The sequence below is a fragment of the Shewanella sp. 125m-7 genome (genome assembly GCF_052977045.1).
Window position 1 is genome coordinate 27,162 of sequence record NZ_JBRILQ010000036.1, and the last position, 26,497, is coordinate 53,658.

The following is a 26,497-nucleotide window of genomic DNA, read 5'->3' on the forward strand; positions in this document are numbered from 1 at the left end:
TCTTTTTAGATTTAGTACACAAGCGCCCATCCTAAACATACAGTGAAAATTTGTAGTACAAGGAATATGCAAATGCGCTTGCCCTCAAAACTGGCTACTCTCCCTCTTTCTTTAATTTGTCTTTCTTTACTCGGTGGCTGTAACGGTGCATCGGATGACAATAGCGATACCGACAATGGCGGAACCTACAGCCTGTCTATCAGTTATAAGACCGTTGTTGACGGCGCCTGTGCCGAACCAACTAATTCGCTCAGTTTTGCAGCTAACAGTTCTTTTTGTGCCGTTGCACATCTTAAGCAAGATAATAGCAACCGCAGTGGCCAACTCATCTCTTTCTCGACAAGCTTTGCTGAGTTATCTGTCGCCAACAAACTAACTAATTCCGATGGCCTAGCCGAGGTCATCGTCAGCAACGCTTCTGGCGCTGAAGGGGCGGGAACATTAAGCGCTAGCTTCACTGAAGGTGAAAGCAATGCCAATGCCAGCAAGAATTTTGAGTTTACCTCGACAACGGCGCCTTCTGAGCCTAAGTTCAGCTTAAATAGCGCCATCATTAATGGCACAGCTGTCGTGACTCAGTTTAAGGCGGGTGAAACCGTACAGTTACAGGCTCAATTCCTCGATGATCAAGGCCAAGGCGTAGCAGGCAAGAAAGCAAGCTTTACCGCAGGTAGCGCTAGCCTTAATCCAGACTCAGCGCTGACCAAAGAAAACGGTATTGCTCAAGTTAGTTACACTCCAAGTGAGGCTGAACTGGGCGCTGCTAATTTCTCCGTTAGTCTTGAAGATGAAGGCAAGACCTATCAAAGCTCAGGTCTATATGAAGTGCTAGCCAAAGATGCGGTCAGTGACGATGGCATTATCGTCATCGGTCATTTCTCAACAGACCGCAGCACGTTTACAGAAAATAAACTAGCTACCACCCTACCACTTGAAGCGGATAAATATATTGTCAGTGCCGGCGGTACATTTGGGGTGACTGCTGATGTAGCGACCAAAAACGATGATGGCACCTACACCCCTTTACAAACACCCACCAGCGTCAGCTTTAGCTCTAGCTGCGTACTCAGTAACGATGCCAGTATCGACTCGCCAGTAACGACACTATCAGGTACTGCTAGTTCAACCTTTGAGAACACGAGCTGTAGCGGCAATAGCCAGCGTAACGACCAAATCATCGCATCAGTTGTTGCGGGTAACCAAACCCTAACAGCAGAGCTCGATTTTTCACTGGAAAGCCAAACCTTAGCTAATTTGAGCTTTATCTCTGCTGAGCCGACATCAATTCGGATTAAAGGCGCAGGCGGTACCGGTTCGAGTGAATCATCGCTCATCACCTTTAAGGTGGCTGATGCTAATGGCCAACCTATCGCCCAGCAAGCTGTGGATTTCTCGCTAGATACCACGATTGGCGATATTAGTTTTGCCAATGGCGACACAAGCACCAGCAACACCAGTAACTCTGCAGGCCTAGTAAGCGCTACTGTACTTTCAGGCACCATGCCTACCCCTGTGCGCGTGCTAGCCACAGCGACAAGCAGTGATGGCGAATCAGTAACGACCCAGTCTGAGCAACTCACCATCAATACCGGTTTGCCACAGCAGTTAGGCTTTGGTTTATCAAGCAGCTTATTTAACCCTGAAGCGGGTGATTTTAACAACGTAAAGGCTACGATTACAGCCTATGCCTCTGACAGCTTTGGTAACCCAGCGCCGAATGACACCAGCATTAACTTTACAGCCGAAGGCGGTCAAATTGAGCCAAGCTGCGTAACAGTAAATGGCAGTTGTAGCGTTGAATGGACGTCAACTAGCCCACGCGTACCCGATCATCGCATCACAGTGCTGGCTTATGCCTTAGGTCATGAAACCTTTTTCGATACTAACGGTAATAATATCTTTGATAATGATGATGGCAACGCCGTAGCACTAGCGTGCTTAAATGCGAATGGCGATGCAGTTGCTTGTTCAGGAAATGGTATGGATATTGAAACCTACCACCCTCAAGGGTTTAGCGATTTAGGTGATGCATTCCGTGATGATAATGAAGATGGTGAACATGACTCCGGTGAGCCTTACTTTAATACCCTGTCAGACCAACCCTATACTCCAGCTGATGGCCTGTTTAATGGCCCGCAGTGTACAGGTAGCCTTTGTGGTGATGCCCAAGCTAATAAAACGTATATCCGCAAAGCATTAGTGATGACCATGTCTGGCTCTACTGCGCATTTTGAAATAACCCAAGATGGAGTTGTTATCTACACCAGTGGTCAACAAGCCCTGACTCCAACAGCAATTCCAGCTGGCGCAACATCAACATTTGCAGTGCGCTTCTTCGATAGCGCTAATCAAATAATGCCATCGGGTACCACTTTAAATACCACCGCCAGTGAAGGTGAATTAGATGCTTCAACCTATGAAGTCCCCAACACCAACAGCATAGGTGGCACCACAACCAGCTTTACCCTGACCAATGATATCGATCCTGCAAGCGTTGGCGAAGCCGCCAAGAGCAGCTCTATTTCTATCGATGTAGAAACACCGAAAGCCGTCAAGTCAGGCATATCATTAATTGTTGAGTTAAGCGGCACCTAAAACCAGCCACTTTCAACACACAAATAAAAAGCCCGCTGCAACTTAAGTTACAGCGGGCTTTTTATTTATCAGTCGTTCGTCTGATTCTATCGACTAATTGCAATTTAATTAAATACACAATGAATCGTACAGCCCAATGAAGATCTGCTTGATATTGAGGGAGCAAGTCTCTGCAGCATGAATGCTGCGGTTAACCCCTCATGGATGAGTTCACGCCGTCTTGCAGAGTCAATATCAAGATGAGCCGTTAATTAATGCGATGCTAATAATCAGAATTAACATCGCACCCAAATTAACAGCGTACTCAAGTTAATATAGAGCTAAGCTGGCCGCTTTAACCGCTTAGAAGCGCCCCAATAAGCCAAGCCAAAGAAAACCGCTACCATAGCCCATAACTGTAACCACTGCGGCATAATGCTCTGCCACGATGCGCCCATCTGATTTAGCTCTAACATGGCCATAATCGCGGGAACCGCTGGCACAACTTGTGATACCGCTACAACCGCCTCAGGAATAAGCGCTGTTGGCCACACAAAGCCTGAAACAAACAAGATTGGCATAGAAACCAGTAGCAATACTTGCGTCGGTAAGTCGCGCCGAGTAAACAGACTACTAAAGGCGATACCTGCCGCACACGTTGCCAATAAGAAAGGTAACATCAGCAATGCTACTTGGCCCAAACTTGCCTGTAAGCTAACGTCATACCAATAGTAGCAATAGCCGACGTAGTAACTGCTTAATAGTGCATAAACCGCCATAAAGGCGACCATACGGCCACAGATGAGTTTAAGTGGGCTGACATCGCGCCAATAACCTTGTTGCTTCCATTGGCTTGCGCCTAATATTCCAGTGCCAATTAGCAAAGTTTGATGCAATATCAGCAGGAACAAACCCGGTACCACATAAGGCGTATAACCTAAGCTTGGGTTAAAAGCTGGAATACTATTGAGCTTAACCACATTCAAGCTCTGCTTGACCGCTGTCGCATTATTACCCTTGGCTAATAGGCCCATTCGTTGGATATCTTTACTGATATCTAAGCCCGCAGAAACCAAGCCTTCAACGATTGCAGAGTAGATCAAAAAGTAACTCGCATCACCGCCATAGCTTAAGGTAACACCTTTGCCTAATAACAGATCTTGTCTAAAGTCAGCAGGGATCACCAGCAAACCATGTGCGCGGCCCGTTTCTATCCAGCGCTTCGCCTCATCGATTGAACCTAACTCAGTGACCACCTCAATTTTAGGGCTGGCATTGGCGTAACGAATAAGCTTGCGACTTAATGAGGAGTGGTCATGATCGATCACGACCACTTGCTGCTTTGTCGGCACCTCATTGAGGTAGGGCAGAGGATAAAGAATCGAATAAAACAGCACACCACCAAAAACGGTAATAACAATCGTTTTATCGGCAATAATCGCTTTTAATTCACACCAAATAAGCGCTAGGAAGCTCATATTATTGCTCCTTAGCCGTAGCGGTTAACACTGGCGCTTCAGTGACAGAAAAATCTTTTTTCGCCAAGATGCTGATTGGGATCAGTAGCAACAGGAATCCCCAGTAACTGGTCATTTGCGCTAAGCTAGCCATCAAGCCTTGGCCATAACTGACCACCGCAATATGTGTTTCAATATAATGACTGGTTGGCATGATAACGCGCCACCACTGAGCAAGTACTGGCATCTCATGCACCGGAAAGGTAACCCCCATAAATGCAAACGCGGGCGCGAACATTGCGGTACAAAAGCTAATAACTCGGGCGCTGTCTTGTAGGGCAAAAAAGATGGTCAGTACCATTAACCAAACCGCTAATAACATCACCGTTTGCGCGAGCAATATCACGGCCATACTGCCTGCGATAGGCAGTTCAAGAAATAGATAGATAAGGGCCAAGATAAAGCCACCATGCAGCAGTACCAACGGCGTATAGAACAACACTTTTGCCGTAATCACTTTCCATAATCCAAGCTCAGACCACTGCTTCGTCGTGTTCCAGCGGAGCTCGCGGTTAAGACTATTAGCAAACACCATCATCGCCAACAACTGCAGCAGTGCAATCAACACTGGTGGCACCAAGAAGCCAACGTAGTTGGTATTACGATTAAACAATGCCGTAGTTTGGGTGGTAATAGGACTCAAGTTAACAGCAACCCGCTCCATAGGCACTCCTGCCGCAAGCAATTTAAGCTCGCCTAATGGCTTGAGACCATCTGCCATTGTCACCAATAATTGACTCGATAGTAACTTACCCACCAATAAAAACTGGCTGTTGTAACGAATATCGATAATAGGAGTTTTAGCGGTCAATAGATCGCGATTGAGCCCGTAAGGCAGCACGAGTAAGGCATAAACCTCACCCTGCCTCATCGCTTCGACTGCGCTTGGTAAACCAGCGTAACTAATAGGCTTGGTCACCGGGTTGGCTTGCAGTTGACGTGCGAGCGCACGGCTAACTTGGCTGTTGTCTAGATCAACCACTGCAACCGGTAACTGCCTTGGCAAGCCTGCACTAAATAGCAGCCACAGGCAGATGATACTCAGCAGCGGAATATAGCTGATCAACGCCAACTGCCATGGATCATCTTGCAGGGCGATAAACTCTCGCTTGAGCAACTTTATCAAAGCCTTGACCTCTTCGTTGTGTCACTCACCTTAAAGGGTGAATAGCACCGACATACCGACTCTTAAATCTGCAATAGATTTGTTAGGACGCAGCTCTACTTGGAAGGTACGCATATCAAAATCATGGCCACTCTCGGTAGCACGCCAAGTCGCGAAATCGCCCATCACCGCAATATGAGTCACGGTAAACTCCACGTCCTGTTCAAGCGCTGGAATGGTCAGTTTAAGTACATCGCCTTGCTTAAATTGCTTTAGTTGATCTTCACGCACTTGGAACACGGCCCAAGCGTCATTCATGTCAATCAAACTCACCACGGGGAAACCACTTGGTGCTAGCTCTCCGGCTTGCAATAAGACTTCGCTGATCTCACCTGTTTTTGGTGAGCGCATTTGGCTATCAAGTAGGATTGCAGAAACCTCATTCACCGCTCCTTCAGCCATACGAGCATTGCCCGCAGCCGCCGCTTTGGTTTCAACCCGGGCGCCTTCACTGGTCATTTGATACATGGACAATGCCGCTTGTTCGGTATACTTTGCCGCTTGCCACTGAGTAAAGGCCTCGTCGCGCTTTTGCCTTGCCAATACTCCTTCGTTAAAGAGCACCTCTAAACGCTCATAAGTGGTACGGTATAGCTTGGCTGCCGCCTGCGCCTTTAACCACTCCTCTTTCGCTACTGCGATTTGCTGTTTACGCGCACCATTATCTGCCTCTTTCTGCATAGCAACCGCGGCATCTCTGCCACCCTCGGCCTGCATCAATTTCGCTTTTAACTCAGGGCTATCGATAGCAAAAAGCAGATCGCCCTCGGTAACAAGGTCACCACGTCTAACTAAGACTTCTTCGACTCGCCCCGGTACTTTAGAAGACACGTTATACTCGCGGGCTTCTATCTGCCCTTGTAGCAGCTGTGGTTTCGGCGTGTAAGCAAGGATTAACCCATATACCAGCGCACCAATTAATATGATTAATGCCACAGCGGCCAAAATACGGTTAGTGCGCATTCGTTTCCCCTTGCTGGATACTTCTACCTATAAATTCATCTAGCTGACCGCTTATCGCCATCAGTCTTGCGTATGCTTGTACATATCGGTACTGCGCGCCCAGTTGTTGGGTTGCGACGGCGTTAAGCTTAAGCTCTGCATCGACTTTCTCAATTGACGTCGATAATCCCTGTTTAAACGCGATATCTCTCAAACGTTTGTTTTCTTCAGCCAAGCTCATAGAGGTATTGAGTGACTGCACCTCTTCTTGCGCCTGCAACATTTGACGATAGCTCTGATCGAGCAATAAGTTCAGATCTTGCTGGGTTTGCGCTTTGGTATACCTTGCTTGCAGCAGTGCACTTTGCGCAGCTTCTACTTTGCCACTACGACCATCTCGACTGAGTAACGGCATAGTAAAGCCAACACCTAGCATCCAATCAGGCTCAATTTGGGCAAACAAGCTATCATCTTCATACAGGGTGTAGTTACCGTAGAGAAATACCGTTGGCAAGTAGCTACCCTTTTCAACATCCACTAAACCTTGGGCCTGTGCTTCTTTTGCCTCAAGCAGTTTTAATGCCGGATGCTGCTTCATCGTTAGCTCGGCAAGTTGCGGCAGTGAAGGCGACTTATGCAGCATAAATAGCGGCGAAGTCGTGTCGACTTTTCTTTCATGCAACATGCGTGATAACGCAATCATCGCCATCTCTGACTGACGCTTAGCGCTACCATAACTGACGCGGGCATTTTCTAGTGCCACTTGTGCATTAAGGCGTTCAACTTTAGCGATTTGACCTTGTTGTTCCAATTTCTGTGCATGAGAGACATGCAAGGTCAGTGAGTCAACTAACTTGGCTTGGGTACTCACTAAGGCTTCAGTAACCGCAACGGCGTAATACCGATCGACAAGCTGTAAGAATAGCTCGCGGCTGGTCAGTTTAAGCTGTTGCTCTTTCTCAGCAACTTGCGCCTCATGGATCCCTTGCGCAGCAGTAATCTTACCGCCAGTGTAGATAGGCCACATAGCCTGCAGGCTTGAGCGGAAAATGTCTTGCTCGGTAAAAGGTGTCACAAACATTGAGCCAGGAATACCGGCCAATGCGCCACCGAGAGCGGGGGGCAATGTAGCAGGATCGAGTGATGCGAGAGGGTTAAGATCGCGCAGATCTAACTCTATTGGTTTTTCTAAGCGAGTATAACTACCGGTAAGGTTAATCGACGGCAGGTTCATATCTTCACCGGCTTTACGCTCGGCTTCTGCACGATTGACTTCTTGAGCTCCGGCCTGCAGCTTGTCGCTGACCTTAGTCAACTGCAGCCACGCCTCGTCAAAAGCCATGGTCTTAGCTTGGGCTGTTAACGGCAATACTAGCAAAAGAGCACACAGCGAACGTTTCATTAGCACCTCTAGAGTATTTACTCTATTTTTAATGGGTCGATACTATCATTGCATCATCTTGCCTGCTAGGACTTAGTCGATTATTTACTCGCTAAATCCTAGCTTATGAACTTTTATGCGGTGCCACCAACGGTCAACTTGTCTAACTTCAATGTTGGCTGGCCAACACCAACAGGAACACTTTGACCATCTTTACCGCATACGCCCACACCTTTATCCAGTGCTAGATCGTTACCGACCATAGAGATCTGACTCATAGACTCAGGGCCATTACCAATTAGCGTTGCACCTTTAATCGCTTGGGTGATTTCGCCGTTTTCAATGAGATAGGCTTCTGATGCAGAGAACACAAACTTACCCGATGTAATATCCACCTGGCCGCCACCAAAGTTAGGTGCATAAACCCCTTTCTTAACCGACTTAATGATCTCTGCGGGATCTGACTCACCCGCTTCCATATAGGTGTTGGTCATACGTGGCATAGGTAAGTGAGCATAAGACTCACGGCGACCATTACCGGTTGACTGCTCGCCCATTAGGCGCGCATTAAGTTTGTCCTGCATGTAGCCTTTTAAGATACCGTTCTCGATAAGTACCGTCTTTTGTGTCGGAACCCCTTCGTCGTCAATACTTAACGAGCCACGGCGATTAGCCATAGTGCCATCATCGACTACCGTTACTAATTCTGACGCGACTTGCTGGCCAACCTTGCCACTAAAGGCACTGCTACCCTTACGGTTAAAGTCGCCTTCTAGACCATGGCCCACAGCCTCGTGCAGTAACACACCAGGCCAACCTGCGCCAAGTACCACCGGCATTTCGCCCGCTGGCGCATCAATCGCGTGTAAATTGACTTGTGCTTGACGCACTGCTTCACGCGCAAAGGCAAAGCAATATGGTAGGCCGTCATCAGCATCTTCAAGTAGTACGCTATAGTCATGACGTCCACCGCCACCTGAAGCGCCACGTTCACGCTTGCCATCCTCTTCTAAAATAACGCTACAGTTAAAGCGCACTAAAGGGCGGATATCGGCCGCAAGCGTACCGTCGCTCGCTGCCACTAGAATTTCTTCATGAACACCAGATAGGCTCACAACAACTTGAATAATGCGGCTGTCTAAACTGCGAATGTACACATCGGCTTGCTTAAGTAGCTCAATCTTTTTCACTTCTTCCATCGCAGCGATAGGATCAGAACTGATATACAGCGCCTTACTCTGCTGCTGGGTCCAAGCATTAACTTGTGCATTACCGCCTGCCACCGCAATGCCGCGCGCTGCTGTTGCAGCCGCTTCAAGGGCTGCTGGCGTAATTTCATCGGCATAGGCAAAACCCGTTTTTTCGCCGCTAATTGCGCGTACACCCACACCGCGCTCGATGTGAAAGCTACCATCTTTGACGATGCCATCTTCTAATACCCAAGACTCGTGGCGACTACCTTGAAAATAAAGATCAGAGAAGTCAATTTGATGCTCATGAATACGCTTTAAATAGCTTTGTAGATCATCGATTGCTAGCCCATCTTGTAATAAGCTCTGTCCAACTTGGGTTAAAAATGACATCTCTTCTCTCTTTATATTGATTCGATAAATACTTCGGTGAACTGAAGCTCTGCTTTATGAGTTTCAATTTACCCTAAATTCATTATTTAAGCGTTGGCGACACAAAGCGATTATGGCTAATCACCGGCATTTTAAGCCGAAGCGCTTGTAAGCTTTCCAGATCGATTTGCGCCTGGACCCAACCAGTGCCTTGTGCTTTTTCGGCAAGAATATCTCCCCAAGGACTGACTATCATACTTTGCCCCCAGGTCTCTCGGCTACCTTGATTATGTTGTCCCCACTGCGCCGCACCTAACACAAAGCACTGGGTTTCTATCGCACGGGCCTGCAACAATACTTGCCAATGGGCTTCTCCCGTGACTTTAGTGAAAGCGGCGGGCACTGCAATCAGCTCTGCTCCCGCTTCACGCATCGCTCTAAAAAGATCCGCAAAGCGTATGTCGTAACAGATAGCTAAACCCAATTTCCCTATTGGCGTATCAACGACGCAAATATGATCTCCGGGGCAAAATGCATCACTCTCACGATACTGTTTAGTGCCATCTGTCACCTCAACATCAAACAGGTGCAACTTATCGTATTGACCTAAAATACTGCCATCGGTATCGAACACATAACAGCGATTATAAACCCGGCCATCTTCAGCTAAAATGGGGATACTTCCGGCAACAATCACAACGCCATATTGCGCCGCGAGCTTAGCCAGTGCTTGCTTAAGGGGGCTCGTTTCCGCGTCAACAGCATATTGCAGTTGTTGACTCTCTTCACCACCAAATAGCAAACAACATTCTGGCAATACCACCAGTTGCGGTCCATCAATCTTTTGCGGTAATGACTTAAGCTGCGATTCGATAAACGCTAGGTTGTCGGGTACGCTGCGACTGCTTCGACATTGCAGTAGGCTGACTTGCATCTAACTCTCCCTGTTGGCGACTATCTGGCTCTAACAAACTGCCCTTGGATAGATCTTGCTGCGGTAAATCTGATGATTCGCTCTGCTCATCTTGAGCGGTTTCAAGCTTGGATTCAATAACGCTAAGCTTTGCCGGTTGTAAATCTAGTGTGCGATTAGTCGCACTTTCATTAATGCCACTACCGATATTGGTACTACTACCAGCATCATTAAATTGTATATTCGGTGCTGTCACGGCCTTTAATTCAACACCTGATGCCTCAACCTTAGCAGCCTGAGTATTCGTCTGAGTGCTGGCCTGAGTGCTGGCCCCTATTACCACCGAGGCAGCCTTGTTGGCTGCTGTCACTGTATTTGATTGAGGTAGGTCTTGCTGGCTTTGGCTACCCGGCGGTGGCGTTTGCTGACGCAAGATAGACTCTGGTATCTCAATCTCTTTACTCTTGCGCTCTAGCTCTTCAAGCTTAGGTTCTGACATGGTGCCAGTTAGCCTAAAGCGGATCTCTGAAATCACCTCAATCACAGGCTCAAGCACTTTAGTCAGTGCAAACGCCCCTAATCCAAATGTCCAGCCCGTGCTCAACAGCACGACAGTCGGAACACTCGATGCCAATTGCGGCACAAAGCGAATATCATAATTGAGGCTTTCGGTCATTAAATCGGTATAACCGCGCACTCGCATGTTACCCGCTACGGCATTCATCTCAGTGTCGGTCGTTTTAACCACCCCGTTATCGAGCTTTAGCGTGCCATTAAAGGAGTCAAAGTAAAGCCCCTTACCAAACACATCTGAAAAATCTAATGACAACTTACGTAGCAGTGAATCTAAGCTAAACAGCGAAAAAATGCGTGCGCCTTTGTCACTCACTTCAGATAGGTGGCCTTTGCCTAACTCAAAACTGACATCACCATTAAGCGTCTCGAGCGAAAACGCATAAGGCGCGCCAGTCCATGAAATATCAGCAGTAACTTCAGTCGGTGCATTCTTAAGCCCCGGGTCTATACCTAATTGCTCTGACAGATAATCAAACTTATCGGCATCTAGCGTAAGCTTAAATGAAGTTAAGTTCTTGCCTTCACTCATATCCCAGTTGCCAGTGCCCTTTAGCTCGACATTAGCCGTGGTTATCGACACAGTTTGGATTTGATAAGAGGTTTCACTTGGCGTCCCCTGCAATACTAAATGGCCTAACGATTTACCATATAATGAGAAATCGTCGACGTCGACCGCCAGTGGCGGCAAGTTAGCCATAATCGTATCAGACTTATAGTGCGCCGTTTCTTCCGTACGCGCCTCTGGCGCCATATGGAATTTATTTGCGACAATTTTTAGGCCCTGATTAACCCAATCAGGATAAAAATCAATATGACCATCGAACTGCTGCGAATTAACATCAAAGCGCCACGCATGCTCGGTTGGTGCCGCGTCAAAATGCACATCCTCAAGTGGCTGCCCCATAAGGTTTAGATCATTAAAATCTGCATCAATCGACACTAACGGCGGAAAAAATGCTGCCTGCTGACTAGCGGTGGTATCGATAGACGCTGTCGTAATTGCACTAACATCACTTTGACTCGCATCGCCTTGGCCAACAAAGCTTTGGATAATCGGTAACCAAGGTGACAGCTCGGTTTTATCTATATCGATTTGCAGGTGGCCTTGGGTTTTACGCAGTATGTCGCCTGGCTTAAATAGCCGCCCCAAGAGTAAGTCAAAGTGCGCTAACGAATTACCAGAGTCAGCATCAAACCCACCCCAAAACTCCATTTGCTTATCGAGCTTAATACCTAGCGAAGCTTGCTTATTATCACCAATTAACTCGGCAACTAAGTGCTTAGCTTCGCCTTTTTCTTTAGCAAAAGGCGCTGGAAGTTGTAGGCTGGCATCATTGAGATCGGTTTCGACTCGCGCTTGAATTCGGTAACCTATGGGATCGAAGATCAACAGCAAATCACCATCCCAATCAACTTGACCAGCATAATAATCACTAAGGGGATTATGTAGCTCTGGTGGCAAATCGGCCAATTGCCATTGCCCTGAGAGCGCGACATTTACCGCATAATTTTTATTAATACTTTCGGTATTAAAGCTAAACTGCAGCGGCTGCTGATACATAATTGCATCGAGATTTGTGCCTGTCACCACATCATTAATAAACTGAAGCTGACCAGTAACCTTATCGAGTAGGATCCCAGGTTCAGTCACATAAACCGGCGTATCTTTAAAGTTAACCGTGCCTTTAATGATCTCACTTTCGCCATCATAAAGTGGAATGCTTAGATCGATCTGCCCAGTAATATCGCCACTGATCTGCACCACATTAAGCGTAGCCCCAACTGAATCGACTAAAGGTGACTTCTGAATAACCTCATTGGCAGCTTCAGCCTTGGTCGCCAAGTCCACTTTCACCTGCAGTAAACTTCTTTCACCCAGTGACGGAATACCAATATAAGCACCGTCAGCTTTAACATCTAATAGCTGGCCCCGATTGACCCAAAGCGCCATCGCATCATTTTCAAACTGGGCTGACAAGTTGAGCTGACTCACGGCTGGCCAAGTTTGTTGAAATTCAAAGTTCGCTTCAGTTAGCGTAAAGTAGGCTTGAAAAATACCGGCGTGCTGAGCATAAGGATAATCACTAAATGCACCGTGCCAAACCACGACGGCATCATCCGTTTTACCCGCCTTAAGCGCCTCGGTAAGATAGCTAACCAGCTCGCTACTCATGCCATTTAACGGAAAGTACTGATGGACATTTGCCACATCATTAATATCAACATTGGCGAGCAGCGCCATATGCACGGCATCGGCAAACTCTAAACGCAGACCCGCATCAATATCTAAGTCTGCATTGCTAAAGTGCACCTTAGGCAAAGACAGCGCTAAGTCTGAAAAATTAAAATCACCACTAAAGGCATCGCCTTTAAGGTTGACTGGCGCTGCAAAACCACCATTCAAGTCGAGACGATAATCTTGTTCTGGTAGCGAAAAACTCAGCGTGTCATCAATCATCTGCAGCTTGATATCAACTGGAGATACCCCAGGAATACTGCCATGAGCTAGCCAAGTCACTTGATCAAGCTCAAGTGAAACTTGAGGTTGTTTCAGTAGCTGGGTCCAGTGCGCGTTAACACCTTTAATTCGCCCAGCAGGCTGTAATGATTGCCAAGTACTCAGGCTGTCGAGCTCTATACCTGGAATAAGCGGCAGCAATGGCAACAATTGGCTCAGCTCTAGCTGACTAAGATTGGCATTGACACCTTCATCTGTTTTCTTAGCATGTAATGATAATGCTGGCCAAGACGATTCATTGGTAGAAAATCTCAGCGCGTGGCTAGTTAGCGACCAACCTTGCGGATCCGGTTGCCACACCATTGCCCCAGAGTTAATGGTAAACTTCTGAGACTCATCATTAAGAAACCACTCTAACCAACTAGGTTGAAACTCGACGGTAACACCATCAATTGTTCGGTTTGAAAAGCCAGCCCAAGCCTGAAGATTAACCACGCCTTCGAGTGGTAAACTTTTTGTCGTGTCATATGGATTAGGCTGTCTCGCTGCCCACTCGCCAATATCAAGCGATCGAGCGGCTAAATAAAATTGCCCAACGAGAGACTCGGGTCGATTGCCGTTACCTTTAATATCCACACTTAATGCTAGCTTCTCAACTTCAGAGGCATCTTCATCAAGAACTAACTGACCTTCGCCGCGATGTCGCCCGCTGGTATTTCGCCATTTCATGTCTTTAATGTAAATGGGGCGATAGCTATGCTCTTTGCTCAATAATTGAAATCTTGCATCGGTAATCGAGAAGCGGTCTAGCTGCTCTAACAGTAACTTATAGAGCCAGTCTGTTTGCATTTTTGTGGTCGACTGTCGCGGTTCTAACGCCTTTAAACGATCTAAATCGAGGGCGACATTAACCCCATCAAAAATAACATCCTCAATCTGTGGCGACGCTGTGACCAACGACTGCCAAAAATCAAATTTCACATGCACTTGATTAAACAGCAGAGTAACGGGAAGGTTGTCTTGTGCGGGTAAGACGAAATTCTTAACGGTTAATGCCGGACCATAGGCCTGCCATTCAGCCGCAAGCTGACCGACGTCAACTTCGACTTGATATTCAGACTCCACAAAGCTGATCAGCTCCATACGGACCTGATCAAGTTGTGGCAATAAGCCTCTAAACAAACTGACCATAAGTGCAAATAACACTAAGATGATGGCGAAGAATTGCCAGCAAAAACGAATCAAATTGAAAGAGCGCTTTTTAGGTGCGCAAGTCTCTAATGACACTACATTATTACCACATCAAACTTGTTCTGCGCGTACATAGGTTCGTTTTGCAGTCTGACTCTTTTACCGATATAAACTTCTAACTCTCCCAGCAGATGACTCTCATCACCTTTCAGGCTCAGGTAAACCGTCGGTGAGCAATACACCAAAAACTCGTCAGCATCGTAGCCACGATTCAAGCGAATGATCTCTCTGAAGATCTCATAAGAAACCGTTTCAACCGTCTTTAGGTTACCCGTACCTAAGCAAGCAGGACATTCGCCACAAAGCACATGCTCTAAGCTTTCACGAGTACGCTTACGGGTCATTTCGACTAAACCTAAACCGGAGAAACCACTGATGTTAGTCTTGACTCTGTCTTTAGATAACGCGCTTTCTAAGCTAGCTAGCACACGTTTTTTATGCTCATTATTGAGCATGTCGATAAAGTCGATAATGATAATGCCGCCCAAATTACGTAGCCGTAATTGGCGCGCTATCGCGTGGGTCGCTTCGAGGTTAGTGTTGAAGATGGTTTCTGCAAGGTTACGATGACCAACAAATGCGCCAGTATTGATATCAACTGTCGTCATGGCTTCAGTTTGATCTATGATCAAATAGCCGCCAGATTTAAGCTCTACTTTACGCCCCAATGCACGCTGCACTTCATTTTCAACATCATACAGATCAAAAATTGGGATCGGACCATTGTAATGCTCAAGCTTATCAGCGATCTCAGGCATAAATTCTTGTGCAAACTGCTGTAACTCTTCGTAGGTTTGCGCCGAATCCACCTGAATTTGGTCCAGCTCTGTACCCACAAAATCACGTACGATACGCACAGGCAGGGCTAAGTCTTGATACAACAAAGACACACCGCGGCGCTTGCGGCGCTCGCGGACCTTGGCCCAAACGCGCCTTAAAAAGCCTGCATCTTGTATTAGCTCATCTTCACCCGCACTTTCGGCTGCGGTGCGGATAATAAAACCACCGTCGTCGTCAACAAAGGGCTGAGTAATTTTCTTCAGCCGAGCACGCACGGCTTCAGACTCGATGCGTTGCGATACACCAACATGGCTAGAACCAGGCATAAACACCAGATAGCGAGAGGGTAAGGTGATATCTGTCGTTAAGCGCGCGCCTTTGGTGCCTAGCGGATCTTTAACCACTTGCACCATGATATCTTGCCCTTGCCTAACAAGCTCGGCGATGTCACGCACCACAAAGTTACCTTTTTCAACATCGGCTACACATTCTGTATGCGGCACAATATCTGAGGCGTGCAAAAACGCGGCTTTATCAAGGCCGATATCAACAAAAGCGGCCTGCATACCCGGCAGTACACGACTCACTTTACCTTTATAAATATTACCCACTAAACCACGTTTCATACGTCGTTCAATATGCACCTCTTGCAGCACACCGTGTTCAACCAGTGCCACTCGAGCTTCTGTTGGCGTTACATTGATTAACAGCTCAGAGCCTATTTTTTTCTGCACTCTGCTCTGCGCGATTCGACTTCTACTCACAACTCACCCCGCTTAGGGAAATAGCTAATTTAAAAAGGATTTGGCATAAATTGTGATCTGGCTAAACGGGATATTAACTCAGTTTAGCCAGCGTAAAGTCTGCAATGAATGATGTTTATAGTTCGGCCATTAGACCTAGTTTTTACTGTTTTTATGACTATAAAACTTGCATCTCACACAATAACGCGCGGGTTTCTACCAAAGGTAACCCGACTACCGCGGAATAACTTCCTTCGATAGCTTCAACAAAATTTCCGCCCAATCCTTGGATCCCATAAGCGCCCGCCTTATCCATCGGCTCTTGTGTGGCGATATAGGCTAAAATATCAGCCTCTGATAGCGTGCAAAAACGGACTTGGGTCTTAACCAATCGACTAATAGTCTTAACGCCATCAGTTAGGGCTACCGCTGTCATCACTTGGTGCGTTTTCCCCGATAGGCTTGCTAAAATCTTAGCGGCATTAGCTTCATCTGTCGGCTTACCTAAAATCGCATCGCCTAGCACCACAATCGTATCTGAACCCAGTACTACGGCTGGCTTATTTGCACCAGTTCTCACGCCATATAAGGCTAATCCTGCTAGCGCTTTCTCTTCTGCTAAGCGCACGACAAATGTCTCTGCAGACTCGCCAGCTTGGTGACTCTCATCAATATCCGCCGCTAAAATCTCGAACGAGAATGGGGTTGCACTGTTAGTGCTCAAAAAACCTAACTGACCTAACAACTCTTTACGGCGAGGCGAGCCCGAGGCGAGTACTAACTTCATAATGAGTACCTTTGATACGATTTTAGCTGAGTGTGTTTATTCAAGAATTTATCTGAATAAGCACACTAACGAAAAAACAAACCCAAATAAACGGTTGCTATCGAACCTTATACAGACGCCTTACACGACGCAAAAGCCAGAATATCCACGGCCACATCACCAAACTCGACAGTGCCGGATAGAACAGATTAATATCGAACACGGCACCATTAGTAACAAACTGCACCCAAAATACCACTAGGTTATAGAGTGCCACCTGCATGGCCACCAGCAGCGATTGTTGCCACATAGGGAAGTTACGCATTCGCTGAAAATGCAGCACAACCACATACACCACAACGGACATAGCAAAGGCTCGAATGCCTAAGGTGGCGCCAAGCAGGATGTCTAGCATCACTCCCAGCACCCAAGCCGTTAAAATATTGTATCGGTGAGGCAGTGCCATCGCCCAATAGATGATGACTAACAATAGCCAGTCGGGACGCCATGCTTCCACCAAATCAGGCAGTGGCATGATTTGAAACAGCATTGCCACTAATAGGCTTAACCAAACGACCCAGCGGCCATTTGCCACATGTAAACTCATGGTGTGACCTCTTGACTCGCTTTCACTGCCTCTTCGACACTCTTAGGTGGCGTGAGTTCGGCGTCGTCAGATTCAATATCTGGCCAAAGTAATAATAGATAACGAATTCTATCTAGCGCCGCTAACGGCTGAGCCACTACGGTTGCGTAATTCTTACCGTCATCTTTTTCAACACTCATGACTCGAGCTACTGGGTAGCCCTCAGGAAAGCGTTGTCCTAAGCCTGACGACACTAACAGATCGCCTACGCGCACATCGGTACTCTTGGCGACATGCTTAAGCTCTAATTCGTCAAGCACACCGGTACCAACAGCCATAAGACGGACATCATTACGGGTAATTCTTACCGGGATCCCGTGAGTGGTATCTGAAAGCAGTAACACACGACTGCTGAGCTCACTCACCTGCACCACTTGGCCGACAACCCCTTGAGCATCAACCACAGGTTGACCAACAAATACGCCATTACGCGATCCATGGTTTAACACCACATATTGACGAAAAGGATCGCTAGCAACTTCCATCACCTCGGCAACCACCTTCTTAGCATCCATATGTACCGGAGAGCCCAGTAAACCACGCAGACGATCGTTTTCTTGGCGAAGGTGTTCGAAGCGTTGTAAACGCTCACTCATAAGGAGTTGGTGACGTAACAATTCTTTATTTTGTTTAGCTAGCATATTGCGTGTAGCTAAGCTTTCGGCCGAAAGGTCGAGTAACGCACCGGGAATATTGGCGACATACTGCAGCGGGCTTAATAGCGAAGAGAGGGAGTTACGCACAGGCTCAAGCCTGTCATTAGCGACAAGCAAGATCACCGACATGATAACAGCCAGTGTTAATCTAAATTGATTGGAAATTCCGCGAGCAAAAATAGGCTTCATAACAAACTAGGGCGGTGATATACCGCCCTTTTTAACCGTGGTTAGTTTTCTTCAGAGAACAGGTCGCCGCCGTGCATATCGATCATCTCTAAAGCTCTACCGCCGCCACGAGCAACGCACGTTAATGGATCTTCAGCGATCATCACTGGAATGCCTGTTTCTTGCATTAGCAATCTGTCTAGGTCACGAATCAGTGCACCACCACCAGTTAACACCATACCGCGCTCTGAAATATCAGATGCCAATTCTGGTGGAGACTGCTCTAGCGCAACCATGACTGCACTTACAATACCCGATAGAGGCTCTTGTAGTGCTTCTAGAATTTCATTGCTGTTGAGCGTAAAGCTACGTGGTACACCTTCTGCAAGGTTACGACCGCGAACTTCAATCTCTAGCACTTCATCACCAGGGTAAGCAGTACCGATTGTGTGCTTGATGCGCTCGGCTGTCGCTTCACCAATCAAGCTGCCGTAGTTACGACGGACATAGTTGATGATCGCGTCATCAAACTTGTCACCACCGATACGAACTGAAGATGAATACACCACGCCGTTTAGCGAGATAATTGCGACTTCTGTAGTACCACCACCGATGTCGACAACCATAGAACCTGTTGCTTCAGATACGGGAAGACCAGCACCAATGGCAGCAGCCATAGGCTCTTCAATCAAATACACTTCACGTGCGCCAGCGCCCATTGCTGATTCACGAATCGCACGACGCTCAACTTGAGTTGCACCCACTGGCACACACACAAGAACACGAGGACTTGGGCGGAACACGCTGTTGTTATGAACTTGCTTGATAAAATGCTGTAGCATTTTTTCAGTGACATAAAAGTCGGCGATAACGCCATCTTTCATTGGACGAATTGCTTGAATGTTTCCAGGTGTACGACCTAGCATCTGCTTTGCTTCAGTACCGACGGCCGCAACCGACTTCTGACCAGAACCGTTTCGCTCTCCACGAATCGCTACTACCGAAGGTTCGTTTAGCACAATGCCTTCGTCACGGACGTAAATTAGTGTATTTGCTGTACCCAAATCGATCGAAAGATCATTAGAAAAAATGCCGCGTAGCTTCTTGAACATGTAACCAGCCTGTCTCAGTGGAGTCGTAGAAAAAAGAAATCAGGTAACTTTATCATGCTTCTTAAAATCCACAAGACCACAGAGGTTAACAATTGCTAATGAAACGCTGTTTTTTACGATCTTATCCACAAACAGCGAGTCAATAACTTGTCTCGCCCCCTGTTACTGACATTTAGTTAACTTCTCGCCAATAAATAATCCGGTCATGGCCGCGATAAGTACCAAAATAAGCCGTTGCTCTAGGGTCTTGCAGGCCAGTATTTTCATCATAATTCCAATACCACTGTAGCCATTTATCAACATGCTGCTGCAAGCCTACTTCGCCATCGCTATGAGGTGCTGGGAAATAGATAAAGCTTTTACCTAATCCTATTGTTCCGGCTTTTCCGGTTCCCCCTGATTGAGTAAAACCTTGCACTAACTCAAGCCCGGCATCAGGCTTTAAATTCAAGCCAACATCTGCTGATTCCGTCGCGCTGGTCGTATCAAAAATCGAGCAGCTATCGCTAGTATTGGTGACCCACTGAGCTTTACCATCAATATCGGCCTTCACATATTGAGTACTGACTTGAAGGCGCAGCTCCTCAGACGACGGACCGTAAGCATTTTGCATCAACAGTCGACCGTAGCGCATAGCAAAGCCATCGGCTTTAGCAATATCATCAAAGCTAAAGCCGATACAGGCACCAGATGCGGAGTCTTGATAACAAATGGCATCGATATCGGTGACATCTGTCTTCGAAAGGTCTAAATCAAACTGGGCATTAAACGGCACGGCTAATGAGGCCGTACGGACATAATGCAGCTCAGCCCCCTTTAGATAAGCCCTTTGAACACTGTTAGTATCATTAATCGGGTAGTAATCAACAACGCCAGAAATCGGTGTTTCATCTGCAATTTGTAGCGCTACACCATTAAACGAAGTCGCACCCGAGGTATCACTATAACTGCGATCTAGCCATTGCTTGCCCTTGTAGCGCCACCAGTCACCAATTTGGTAATTATTGGTTATCGCCCCGCTCTTACTTTTACCGATAATCGACAAGGTTGGCTCTTTACCCGTTAAGAAGCCAAACGGTTGGCCCATATAGGTGAAACTACCACACTGAACTTCAAGGCTAGGAGTATTGCCCGTTAAGGTTAAATAGTAAGGAGAGAAGCGACCAAACGTGTCGCTGCTTGAGTTCGCCTCAGCAATCGTCGCGCCGAGGTAATTAACTTCGCCATCAAGCGTAATGCTTATCGCGCCCACCTCAGAATAAGTCTGATTGGTCACTTTCAACGGTGCACTGTTCGCCTTGGTAAAGTTTAAGCCTGTGAGCCCTAAACCTCCAAGTCCACCATCTTTTTCATCACCGTTAGTGATTAATGGCGCTTGCAGTACAGGCTTAATTTTTAAGTCTGAAAATTGGAAATTTTTAAGTGCTGGGCGATCTTTGTAGCGCGTCCCGTTATCAACGCCACACACCGCTTTGACATTCATCTTAAAATCAGCGCCCGCTTTAGCAAACAAGTCACAACTTGCGCCGCTGCAACCATTTAGGCCTGAATCATTAAAGAAGTGGAAACCATCAGGTTTAGAGACAAACTGCTCACTATGCTCAAGCACTAAGGTCTCGCTAGTACTGCCATCGGGAGAACTAATGGTTTCTGTTAGTGTCGCAGCCAGCTCAACCTTACCCGCCTCTGGGTAGTTCACATTAAGCAATGCTTTACCATTGGCATCAAAATGCACTTGTAGCTGTTGACTTGCCCCGCCTGCAATCTCTTTACTGGCCGTTGGCGCATTTAGGCTGTTAATGGTCAACTTTGCCTCGGTATTAACCGCTGCGGCATCTGGCGTGATGTAATTAAACGCCATGGAAATAGGCTTGGTTTTGTTGGCAAATAGCGGTACACATTGCTGAGTAACTTGATCTTTTTTAACCGCGAACAGCTCGAAGTTATTGGCGTTTTTACAGGCTGTAGAATCATCGATATTAAAATAGATGCCGCTATCTTCAAAGTTCAATTGGCATTGACTGTTGGCAACAAAACGTCCATCGATATAACAGCTGTAGTTAGCCGTCGGCAAGGTCGAGCTTAACCCAAGCGTGACCAAGCCTCCCTCGGGGTGCCACAACTCTGTGCTTGTGCTACCGGTAAAGGTTTCACGAGTATAATTGGTGCCGTTTTTAGTTAACGTCACAGAAGCGGGATCGCTAAGTAACGACGTACAATCTGGGTTAGCACACGCCTGAAGGGTGATTAATTTAGCGGCGCAGCTGAGCGCACCCGAATCAAAATTGATCCGGTAATGGTTAACCGCTGGCGCCTCTGGTGCATATTCAAAAGCAAAATAACCAATGCTTTCAGCTAAGTGGCTACGCTCACCGTCTCGCTGTTGATCTTCATCGATTGCAAAGCTTACCTGATGGTTAAAACTCTCTTTAGTGCAGCGCCTTACCCAGCCGCCATCACCACCACGACGTTGATTTTTATTGGCGATAGTTAAGGGTTGGTCAAAATAGGTTTGCTGATAGTTGTTATTAAACGCGCACTGCTGACTTAGTGTTCGAGTTGAACTACCATTGCCATGATTTAAGCCGTTGGCAAACTCGTACTTTAAGCTTTCACCATTAACCGTCATCACGCCTTTACCCACACCAGCAACATAGCCTAAAAGTTCTGGGCGAGTGATCCCAGAGCTCATTTCAGAGCCTTCAATAGCGATATCAAACTGTGAGCCATCGGTATCAACATTATTAATAACCGTGGTTATAAAACGATTATTGTTATGGGTTAAGACTTGACCAATCATTGCTGGATGGAGCCCAAAATCATGCTCAAATTCGATATTCTCGTAACCCCGACCTGAGCTTGGCAGATTTTTACCTTGATACAACTCGGTTGATATCGATCCCGCCTGCAGTGCCTTGCCTCTTTCTAGAAAACGGTAACCTTGCTCCATGACAAAATAATCGATTTTATCCATTTTTTTATCTAGCACTTGCGAGGAGCCTGAGTTCACCTGCTTAATGGAGGCATTACTCGAACTAAGACTATCGACTGTTACTGTAGAGGAGTGGTCAGCATTGGCATCGCTGCCATCAATCGTTGGCATAACCATGATGACAGGAGCTGTAGAATAAGTATTATCAAAATTGATAACCGCATTGCCGTTGGCATCAAGCTCGGCGCGGCCAAACTCAAACTGCGGCGCCGGACAAGTCAGCAACTGGCTCGACGGAACTATCTCAAAGCTATTTGAAGAGGGAGGCTGCCAATACAGTCTAAAGGCTTCTGCACCAAAGGCTTCATGAAATCTAAGCTCAATAGTATGCGCACCTTGCTCTAATGAAACTTTACCTTGGTATCGAGTGCAATCACAGGTCGCGTGGACGTCATAAAAACCGGTAATAACCTCACCATCTATCAATAACTCAATCGCATCATCACCATCAACTGCAAAGGTGTATTCACCAGTTTCAGGTGCCTCTATGTAGCCTTCAAATATACCTAAATACAGGTCTTGATCGGCCGCAGCGTTTGAATGAGGATTGATGCTATAGCCATGCTGATTTAGATTCGTTTCAATTGACTCACCAATTTGATTGCTGGTTTTACTGACTTCATTTACAAGTTCTCTAAACTCATTTTTATTTGCAGGGCTATAATTATCAGCATACCAACTCCGAGCATCATAAGTGCGGTACGTTAGTCCCTCAACATTGCTTTGCTCTGCAGGGCATTGAGGGATAACAGGAGGCTTGGGAACCGGCACCGATTCACAGTTGGGGTTTACACGAAGGTTTCCCATGGTATTTTTTTGAATGACACGGCTATTGTTATCAAGCTTAACCTTGTCTTTACCTGCAACAGCGCCTTCAATCGATGAGCTATTTTTCAGATTGACGTCTTTTTCTGAAAAAACAAAACCACGTAAATAGGTACTATTTTCAAGTTCAATCTTACCATAACCATAGATCAACATTTGCTCAGCGCTATATGGTAAAAATTGACGTTTCTTATGTTTATAATCTTTTTTTACAAATAAACTTATATTGCCAGTAGTCGGAAAAACAATTTGTACAGCATCTTCAATTTCTAAATCCTCAATCCAATATTTACCTGGGGCAAAAGTTAAGGTTCCTAGCTTTGCCTTTAAATGTTTAATCTTGTAAATACCATTTGTCGTTGTGAATGATATTTTATCACTGGCACTATTTTCCATATGGATATGACCATATTCACCATCTGGCAGCTCAAATTCACGGTTGCTATTTGAGGTAGTAATATCGTCATTACTATGTGATTTACACTGCTCAAAACTAATTCTATCCGGTGGGAACTCTGAGGGAGTATCGGACTCCTCACACTCGATTCTACGCCCATCACTTACCCAGCAAGAGTTGTCGTCTTTATCTTTTACGTCTCTAGCAGGTAGCTCTCCATTTGACGGCGCATTTTCAAGACGAGCATCTTTTTTAAATTCAATTTCACCTCTTGCGCCATGAGTATTAATCCCCTCCTGGAAAACAGAGCTCCAATCTGACGCCACTGCAGATTGACCCAGTAAGCTTAAACTGCAAATAAACATTAAGGTTCTAATCACGAGCTTCTACCTCCACTTGACGACTCACGCGAATGCAACTGACATCGCTATCTGTGCCTGAATCGCATTGCCCGGTACTGCAGGTTGCCGTGCTGGTGATTAAATACTGAGTCATATTATTTTGCGCTAAGTTAGTGGTGATAGCCGAGCAGGTCATTACAACACTGCAGCCGTTAAAGCCCACGAGTCCAGTTGCAGTACCTATATGCCAAGGAGTATTCCAAGGAGCTTGAGTATTACAACTGCCGTTACTGCCATCAACTGGAAACAAAGTGGCTAAAGCACTATCGGCACCGGTGTTTGCTGCAGCAAAGGCGCGTGTTCCCCAGACTTCAAGGCTGATATCTTGGTCAGCGTCATCTAAGACATTAATCAATGTCGCAGCCAGCAAAAACATCACTGTGATGATGAATACACCTATCACCAAAGCACTACCGCGCTGCCTAGAGCTCATGCTAGAGCCAGAGTTGATTCTAGGGCCAAAGCTCATACTAGAACGATGAATTGAGTTCATAGTGCTACGGTGATGAGGTGGAAAAAGCATTCGGTTACGGGACATTAATCACCTGCACTTGATGATGATATTGAAACGTTTGCCCTTGCACATTAAACAGTGGATTCAGATGCACCATAGCATTGTTTCTAAGCGTTCCCGGGGTATAGGCAATAGGGCTGTTGTTAGCTATGGTATTGACGATATCTTCTGCCATCAATATCCCTGTGCCCATATCATTAGGCGCTGGTTGCAAATTAGGATGATTAAAACCATAGCCTGCGTAACGCTTTAATAAGCTCAACTCTGTCGTCACCTGCTCAAAGCAGTAACTCACCGCATCTTTCACGCCAAAATAACGCTGCCTTGGTGAGGCGGCATCAAAACGTACTGCACGGCCAAAATCGATACTGAGATCATTCGTTGTTGCATTAGCTGTAATGGCTTTAATGCTAAATAGCTTGCCTTGGGTGCCAGCCGCTGAGGTATAAACATCGGCGGGTGATAATGGATAAATCAGCAATAATTGATCCGCCGTTAAAGGGGCGCTGGCGGCTGATTGCATTGCAGTACCACTGCTCACTGCTGAAGCTGGCGCAATAGGCATATCGATATAAGATGCACTAGAGATAATCGGCATCATCTCGATACATTGCCAAGCACCATCACCGCTATCGCGAACTCGAATGCTGTTTGGTGCTGTATTACGGATCTCTCGGGTCATGCGCTCAATAGCAAATCGGCTTTGACTCATCACCTTGTCGACCGAGGTGGCATCGATAAATATCCGTGTACCAAAAATAAGAAAACTACTGACTCCAAGCACTAATACACCTAAGATAATCACCACAGTGACCATCTCCACCAAGGTGAAGCCGCTATTTTTGAGTTGCTTAAGTTGAGTTAGTTGCTTAAGTTGAGTTATCTGAGTTAGTTGAGTCTGATTTAATTGAGTTCGTTGACTCAATGTCGACCTCGAAGCTGGGCGTATTAACAATGGCATTAATAGTTGCTCCGGATCGCGTTGAAGGTCATCATCTCGCCTTTAGGCGTGGTCACATTAATCGTAATAAGCTTGGTATTAAGGCTAGGTAAATTGTTATATGCCACTTCGACCTTAAGGCCATAGTTCACATAACGTTGAGCATAAGTCTCGCTGCTATCAAGCATAAGACTGTTGATATTCAGCCCATTATAATCATCGACATCATTATAGTTATTACGGGTTTCTTCGGCGCCATTAACCTTATCAGGTCCCAAATCACCTTTAGCAGTACAAGCTAATCCCGCTGGCAAACCTAATGCAGGCTTTGCTGGTGCGCCGCAGGCTGGCACTCCACCATTAGCATTGGTATTTTGATCAAAACGCTTACCCCAGATCTCATTTAAAATAGAGTGGGCAAGTTCTGCTGTACGTACTCGATGCAAGGTATCTGCGGCTCTTTCCGCTTGAGGGAATAGCATGGTGCTAAGTAACACAAAGGCGATGCTTATCACCACCATGCCCACAACAAGCTCTATTAAGGTAAAGGCTTTTTGAGTCTGTAATTTGAGGATAGAGAACTGACCAGCCCTTATATTAGCCTTCATATCCCTCCTCACTCTGGCCCTCACACCAGCCCTCACATTAGCCCTCATGAATATAGCCCTCGGACTCTATTGCGAGAAACAGGGTTTCATCGGCAATCACGCTAATGCAATTTCCATTGCAGCGAGCACCATTGACTATGGGCACGCCTTGGGCATTAAATTCGATATTGAAACTACTCGCACCTCCATTGAGCAAGGCTAGACTGGCGCCACCTTGAAATGTCTGTGGCATATCGGTACGGACTGGCGTTCCTGAGCAAGCACCTTGGTAGCGAGAGACTTGATAATTGGTATCAGTAACAGATAAACGGTAGCAGCGATCTTGATTATTCATCGCCATTATCTGCACCTTTCTAAGCTCACTGATAAACTCATCGCGCAGGGTAAAAGCACTGTAACTTGAAGAGGTCAGCAGACGAGGAATCACCACCACTGCAAGAATGGCAATAAGGATTATCGTAGTCACCAGCTCGACTAGCGTAAAACCTGTGTGTCGCTGCGATCTATGCATGACTCGTCCTGATTGATAAGCTTAGGTTCTAGGTTCTAGGTTCTAGGTTCTAGGTTCTAGGTTCTAGGTTCTAGGTTCTAGGTTCTAGGTTCTAGGTTC

Annotated in this window: 18 protein-coding genes; 1 reads left to right on the forward strand and 17 read right to left on the reverse strand. The window is 46.5% G+C overall.

Annotation, left to right across the window (positions count from 1 at the left end):
- Positions 1 to 72 precede the first annotated feature (72 nt).
- The gene (locus tag ACVBIL_RS15575; RefSeq protein ID WP_447167879.1) at positions 73 to 2,595 is read left to right on the forward strand and encodes a hypothetical protein; all 2,523 of its coding nucleotides are present in this window, start codon (positions 73 to 75) and stop codon (positions 2,593 to 2,595) included.
- A 320-nt stretch (positions 2,596 to 2,915) separates the two neighbouring features.
- Here the strand turns inward: ACVBIL_RS15575 and ACVBIL_RS15580 are convergent, their stop codons facing one another.
- The 17 genes from ACVBIL_RS15580 to ACVBIL_RS15660 all read right to left on the reverse strand — a co-directional run bounded on the left by ACVBIL_RS15580 (position 2,916) and on the right by ACVBIL_RS15660 (position 26,398).
- A complete protein-coding gene (locus ACVBIL_RS15580) occupies positions 2,916 to 4,052 on the reverse strand; it encodes an ABC transporter permease (RefSeq protein WP_447167880.1) in 1,137 nt (378 codons plus the stop codon).
- A gap of 1 nt (position 4,053) precedes the next feature.
- The gene (locus ACVBIL_RS15585) at positions 4,054 to 5,217 is read right to left on the reverse strand and encodes an ABC transporter permease (protein WP_447167881.1); all 1,164 of its coding nucleotides are present in this window, start codon (positions 5,215 to 5,217) and stop codon (positions 4,054 to 4,056) included.
- A gap of 30 nt (positions 5,218 to 5,247) precedes the next feature.
- The gene (locus tag ACVBIL_RS15590; RefSeq protein WP_447167882.1) at positions 5,248 to 6,219 is read right to left on the reverse strand and encodes an HlyD family secretion protein; all 972 of its coding nucleotides are present in this window, start codon (positions 6,217 to 6,219) and stop codon (positions 5,248 to 5,250) included.
- Positions 6,209 to 7,600: a TolC family protein gene (locus tag ACVBIL_RS15595; protein WP_447167883.1), complete on the reverse strand. Its 1,392-nt coding sequence runs from the start codon at positions 7,598 to 7,600 to the stop codon at positions 6,209 to 6,211. The genes ACVBIL_RS15590 and ACVBIL_RS15595 overlap by 11 nt, the downstream gene beginning before the upstream one ends.
- Before the next feature lie 113 nt (positions 7,601 to 7,713).
- The gene (tldD, locus tag ACVBIL_RS15600; protein ID WP_447167884.1) at positions 7,714 to 9,162 is read right to left on the reverse strand and encodes a metalloprotease TldD; all 1,449 of its coding nucleotides are present in this window, start codon (positions 9,160 to 9,162) and stop codon (positions 7,714 to 7,716) included.
- A gap of 82 nt (positions 9,163 to 9,244) precedes the next feature.
- Entirely contained in the window at positions 9,245 to 10,075 is an 831-nt protein-coding gene (locus ACVBIL_RS15605; protein WP_447167885.1) for a carbon-nitrogen hydrolase family protein, read from the reverse strand.
- On the reverse strand, positions 9,999 to 14,375 hold the full coding sequence (locus ACVBIL_RS15610) for a YhdP family protein (RefSeq protein WP_447167886.1): 4,377 nt from the start codon (positions 14,373 to 14,375) through the stop codon (positions 9,999 to 10,001). Before ACVBIL_RS15610 ends, ACVBIL_RS15605 begins: the two co-directional genes overlap by 77 nt.
- Complete coding sequence (rng, locus tag ACVBIL_RS15615; protein WP_447167897.1) at positions 14,375 to 15,841, reverse strand: ribonuclease G; 1,467 nt, start codon at positions 15,839 to 15,841, stop codon at positions 14,375 to 14,377. Before rng ends, ACVBIL_RS15610 begins: the two co-directional genes overlap by 1 nt.
- Positions 15,842 to 16,040: 199 nt before the next feature.
- Positions 16,041 to 16,649, reverse strand: a complete 609-nt coding sequence (locus ACVBIL_RS15620; protein WP_447167887.1) for a Maf family protein — start codon at positions 16,647 to 16,649, stop codon at positions 16,041 to 16,043.
- A gap of 97 nt (positions 16,650 to 16,746) precedes the next feature.
- A complete protein-coding gene (gene mreD / locus ACVBIL_RS15625) occupies positions 16,747 to 17,235 on the reverse strand; it encodes a rod shape-determining protein MreD (RefSeq protein ID WP_447167888.1) in 489 nt (162 codons plus the stop codon).
- Positions 17,232 to 18,119: a rod shape-determining protein MreC gene (mreC, locus tag ACVBIL_RS15630; protein WP_447167889.1), complete on the reverse strand. Its 888-nt coding sequence runs from the start codon at positions 18,117 to 18,119 to the stop codon at positions 17,232 to 17,234. The genes mreD and mreC overlap by 4 nt, the downstream gene beginning before the upstream one ends.
- Positions 18,120 to 18,160: 41 nt before the next feature.
- The gene (locus tag ACVBIL_RS15635; RefSeq protein ID WP_447167890.1) at positions 18,161 to 19,210 is read right to left on the reverse strand and encodes a rod shape-determining protein; all 1,050 of its coding nucleotides are present in this window, start codon (positions 19,208 to 19,210) and stop codon (positions 18,161 to 18,163) included.
- 172 nt (positions 19,211 to 19,382) lie between these two features.
- Complete coding sequence (locus ACVBIL_RS15640; protein ID WP_447167891.1) at positions 19,383 to 23,804, reverse strand: DUF6701 domain-containing protein; 4,422 nt, start codon at positions 23,802 to 23,804, stop codon at positions 19,383 to 19,385.
- Positions 23,797 to 24,258 carry an MSHA biogenesis protein MshP gene (locus tag ACVBIL_RS15645; protein WP_447167892.1) on the reverse strand — a complete coding sequence of 154 codons (462 nt, stop codon included), beginning with the start codon at positions 24,256 to 24,258 and terminating at the stop codon, positions 23,797 to 23,799. Before ACVBIL_RS15645 ends, ACVBIL_RS15640 begins: the two co-directional genes overlap by 8 nt.
- 94 nt (positions 24,259 to 24,352) lie before the next feature.
- The gene (locus tag ACVBIL_RS15650) at positions 24,353 to 25,300 is read right to left on the reverse strand and encodes a PilW family protein (protein WP_447167893.1); all 948 of its coding nucleotides are present in this window, start codon (positions 25,298 to 25,300) and stop codon (positions 24,353 to 24,355) included.
- Positions 25,300 to 25,887 carry a type IV pilus modification PilV family protein gene (locus ACVBIL_RS15655; RefSeq protein WP_447167894.1) on the reverse strand — a complete coding sequence of 196 codons (588 nt, stop codon included), beginning with the start codon at positions 25,885 to 25,887 and terminating at the stop codon, positions 25,300 to 25,302. Before ACVBIL_RS15655 ends, ACVBIL_RS15650 begins: the two co-directional genes overlap by 1 nt.
- A 37-nt stretch (positions 25,888 to 25,924) precedes the next feature.
- A complete protein-coding gene (locus tag ACVBIL_RS15660) occupies positions 25,925 to 26,398 on the reverse strand; it encodes a pilus assembly FimT family protein (RefSeq protein WP_447167895.1) in 474 nt (157 codons plus the stop codon).
- Positions 26,399 to 26,497: the final 99 nt, after the last annotated feature.

What these genes read in the sequence shown, in the direction of transcription:
- ACVBIL_RS15575 (WP_447167879.1), top strand. Translation starts at nt 73, where the DNA reads ATGCGCTTGCCCTCAAAACTGGCTACTCTCCCTCTTTCTTTAATTTGT.
- ACVBIL_RS15580 (WP_447167880.1), bottom strand. Translation starts at nt 4,052, where the DNA reads ATGAGCTTCCTAGCGCTTATTTGGTGTGAATTAAAAGCGATTATTGCC.
- ACVBIL_RS15590 (WP_447167882.1), bottom strand. Translation starts at nt 6,219, where the DNA reads ATGCGCACTAACCGTATTTTGGCCGCTGTGGCATTAATCATATTAATT.
- ACVBIL_RS15595 (WP_447167883.1), bottom strand. Translation starts at nt 7,600, where the DNA reads ATGAAACGTTCGCTGTGTGCTCTTTTGCTAGTATTGCCGTTAACAGCC.
- tldD (WP_447167884.1), bottom strand. Translation starts at nt 9,162, where the DNA reads ATGTCATTTTTAACCCAAGTTGGACAGAGCTTATTACAAGATGGGCTA.
- ACVBIL_RS15605 (WP_447167885.1), bottom strand. Translation starts at nt 10,075, where the DNA reads ATGCAAGTCAGCCTACTGCAATGTCGAAGCAGTCGCAGCGTACCCGAC.
- ACVBIL_RS15620 (WP_447167887.1), bottom strand. Translation starts at nt 16,649, where the DNA reads ATGAAGTTAGTACTCGCCTCGGGCTCGCCTCGCCGTAAAGAGTTGTTA.
- mreD (WP_447167888.1), bottom strand. Translation starts at nt 17,235, where the DNA reads ATGAGTTTACATGTGGCAAATGGCCGCTGGGTCGTTTGGTTAAGCCTA.
- mreC (WP_447167889.1), bottom strand. Translation starts at nt 18,119, where the DNA reads ATGAAGCCTATTTTTGCTCGCGGAATTTCCAATCAATTTAGATTAACA.
- ACVBIL_RS15635 (WP_447167890.1), bottom strand. Translation starts at nt 19,210, where the DNA reads ATGTTCAAGAAGCTACGCGGCATTTTTTCTAATGATCTTTCGATCGAT.
- ACVBIL_RS15645 (WP_447167892.1), bottom strand. Translation starts at nt 24,258, where the DNA reads ATGAGCTCTAGGCAGCGCGGTAGTGCTTTGGTGATAGGTGTATTCATC.
- ACVBIL_RS15650 (WP_447167893.1), bottom strand. Translation starts at nt 25,300, where the DNA reads ATGCCATTGTTAATACGCCCAGCTTCGAGGTCGACATTGAGTCAACGA.
- ACVBIL_RS15655 (WP_447167894.1), bottom strand. Translation starts at nt 25,887, where the DNA reads ATGAAGGCTAATATAAGGGCTGGTCAGTTCTCTATCCTCAAATTACAG.
- ACVBIL_RS15660 (WP_447167895.1), bottom strand. Translation starts at nt 26,398, where the DNA reads ATGCATAGATCGCAGCGACACACAGGTTTTACGCTAGTCGAGCTGGTG.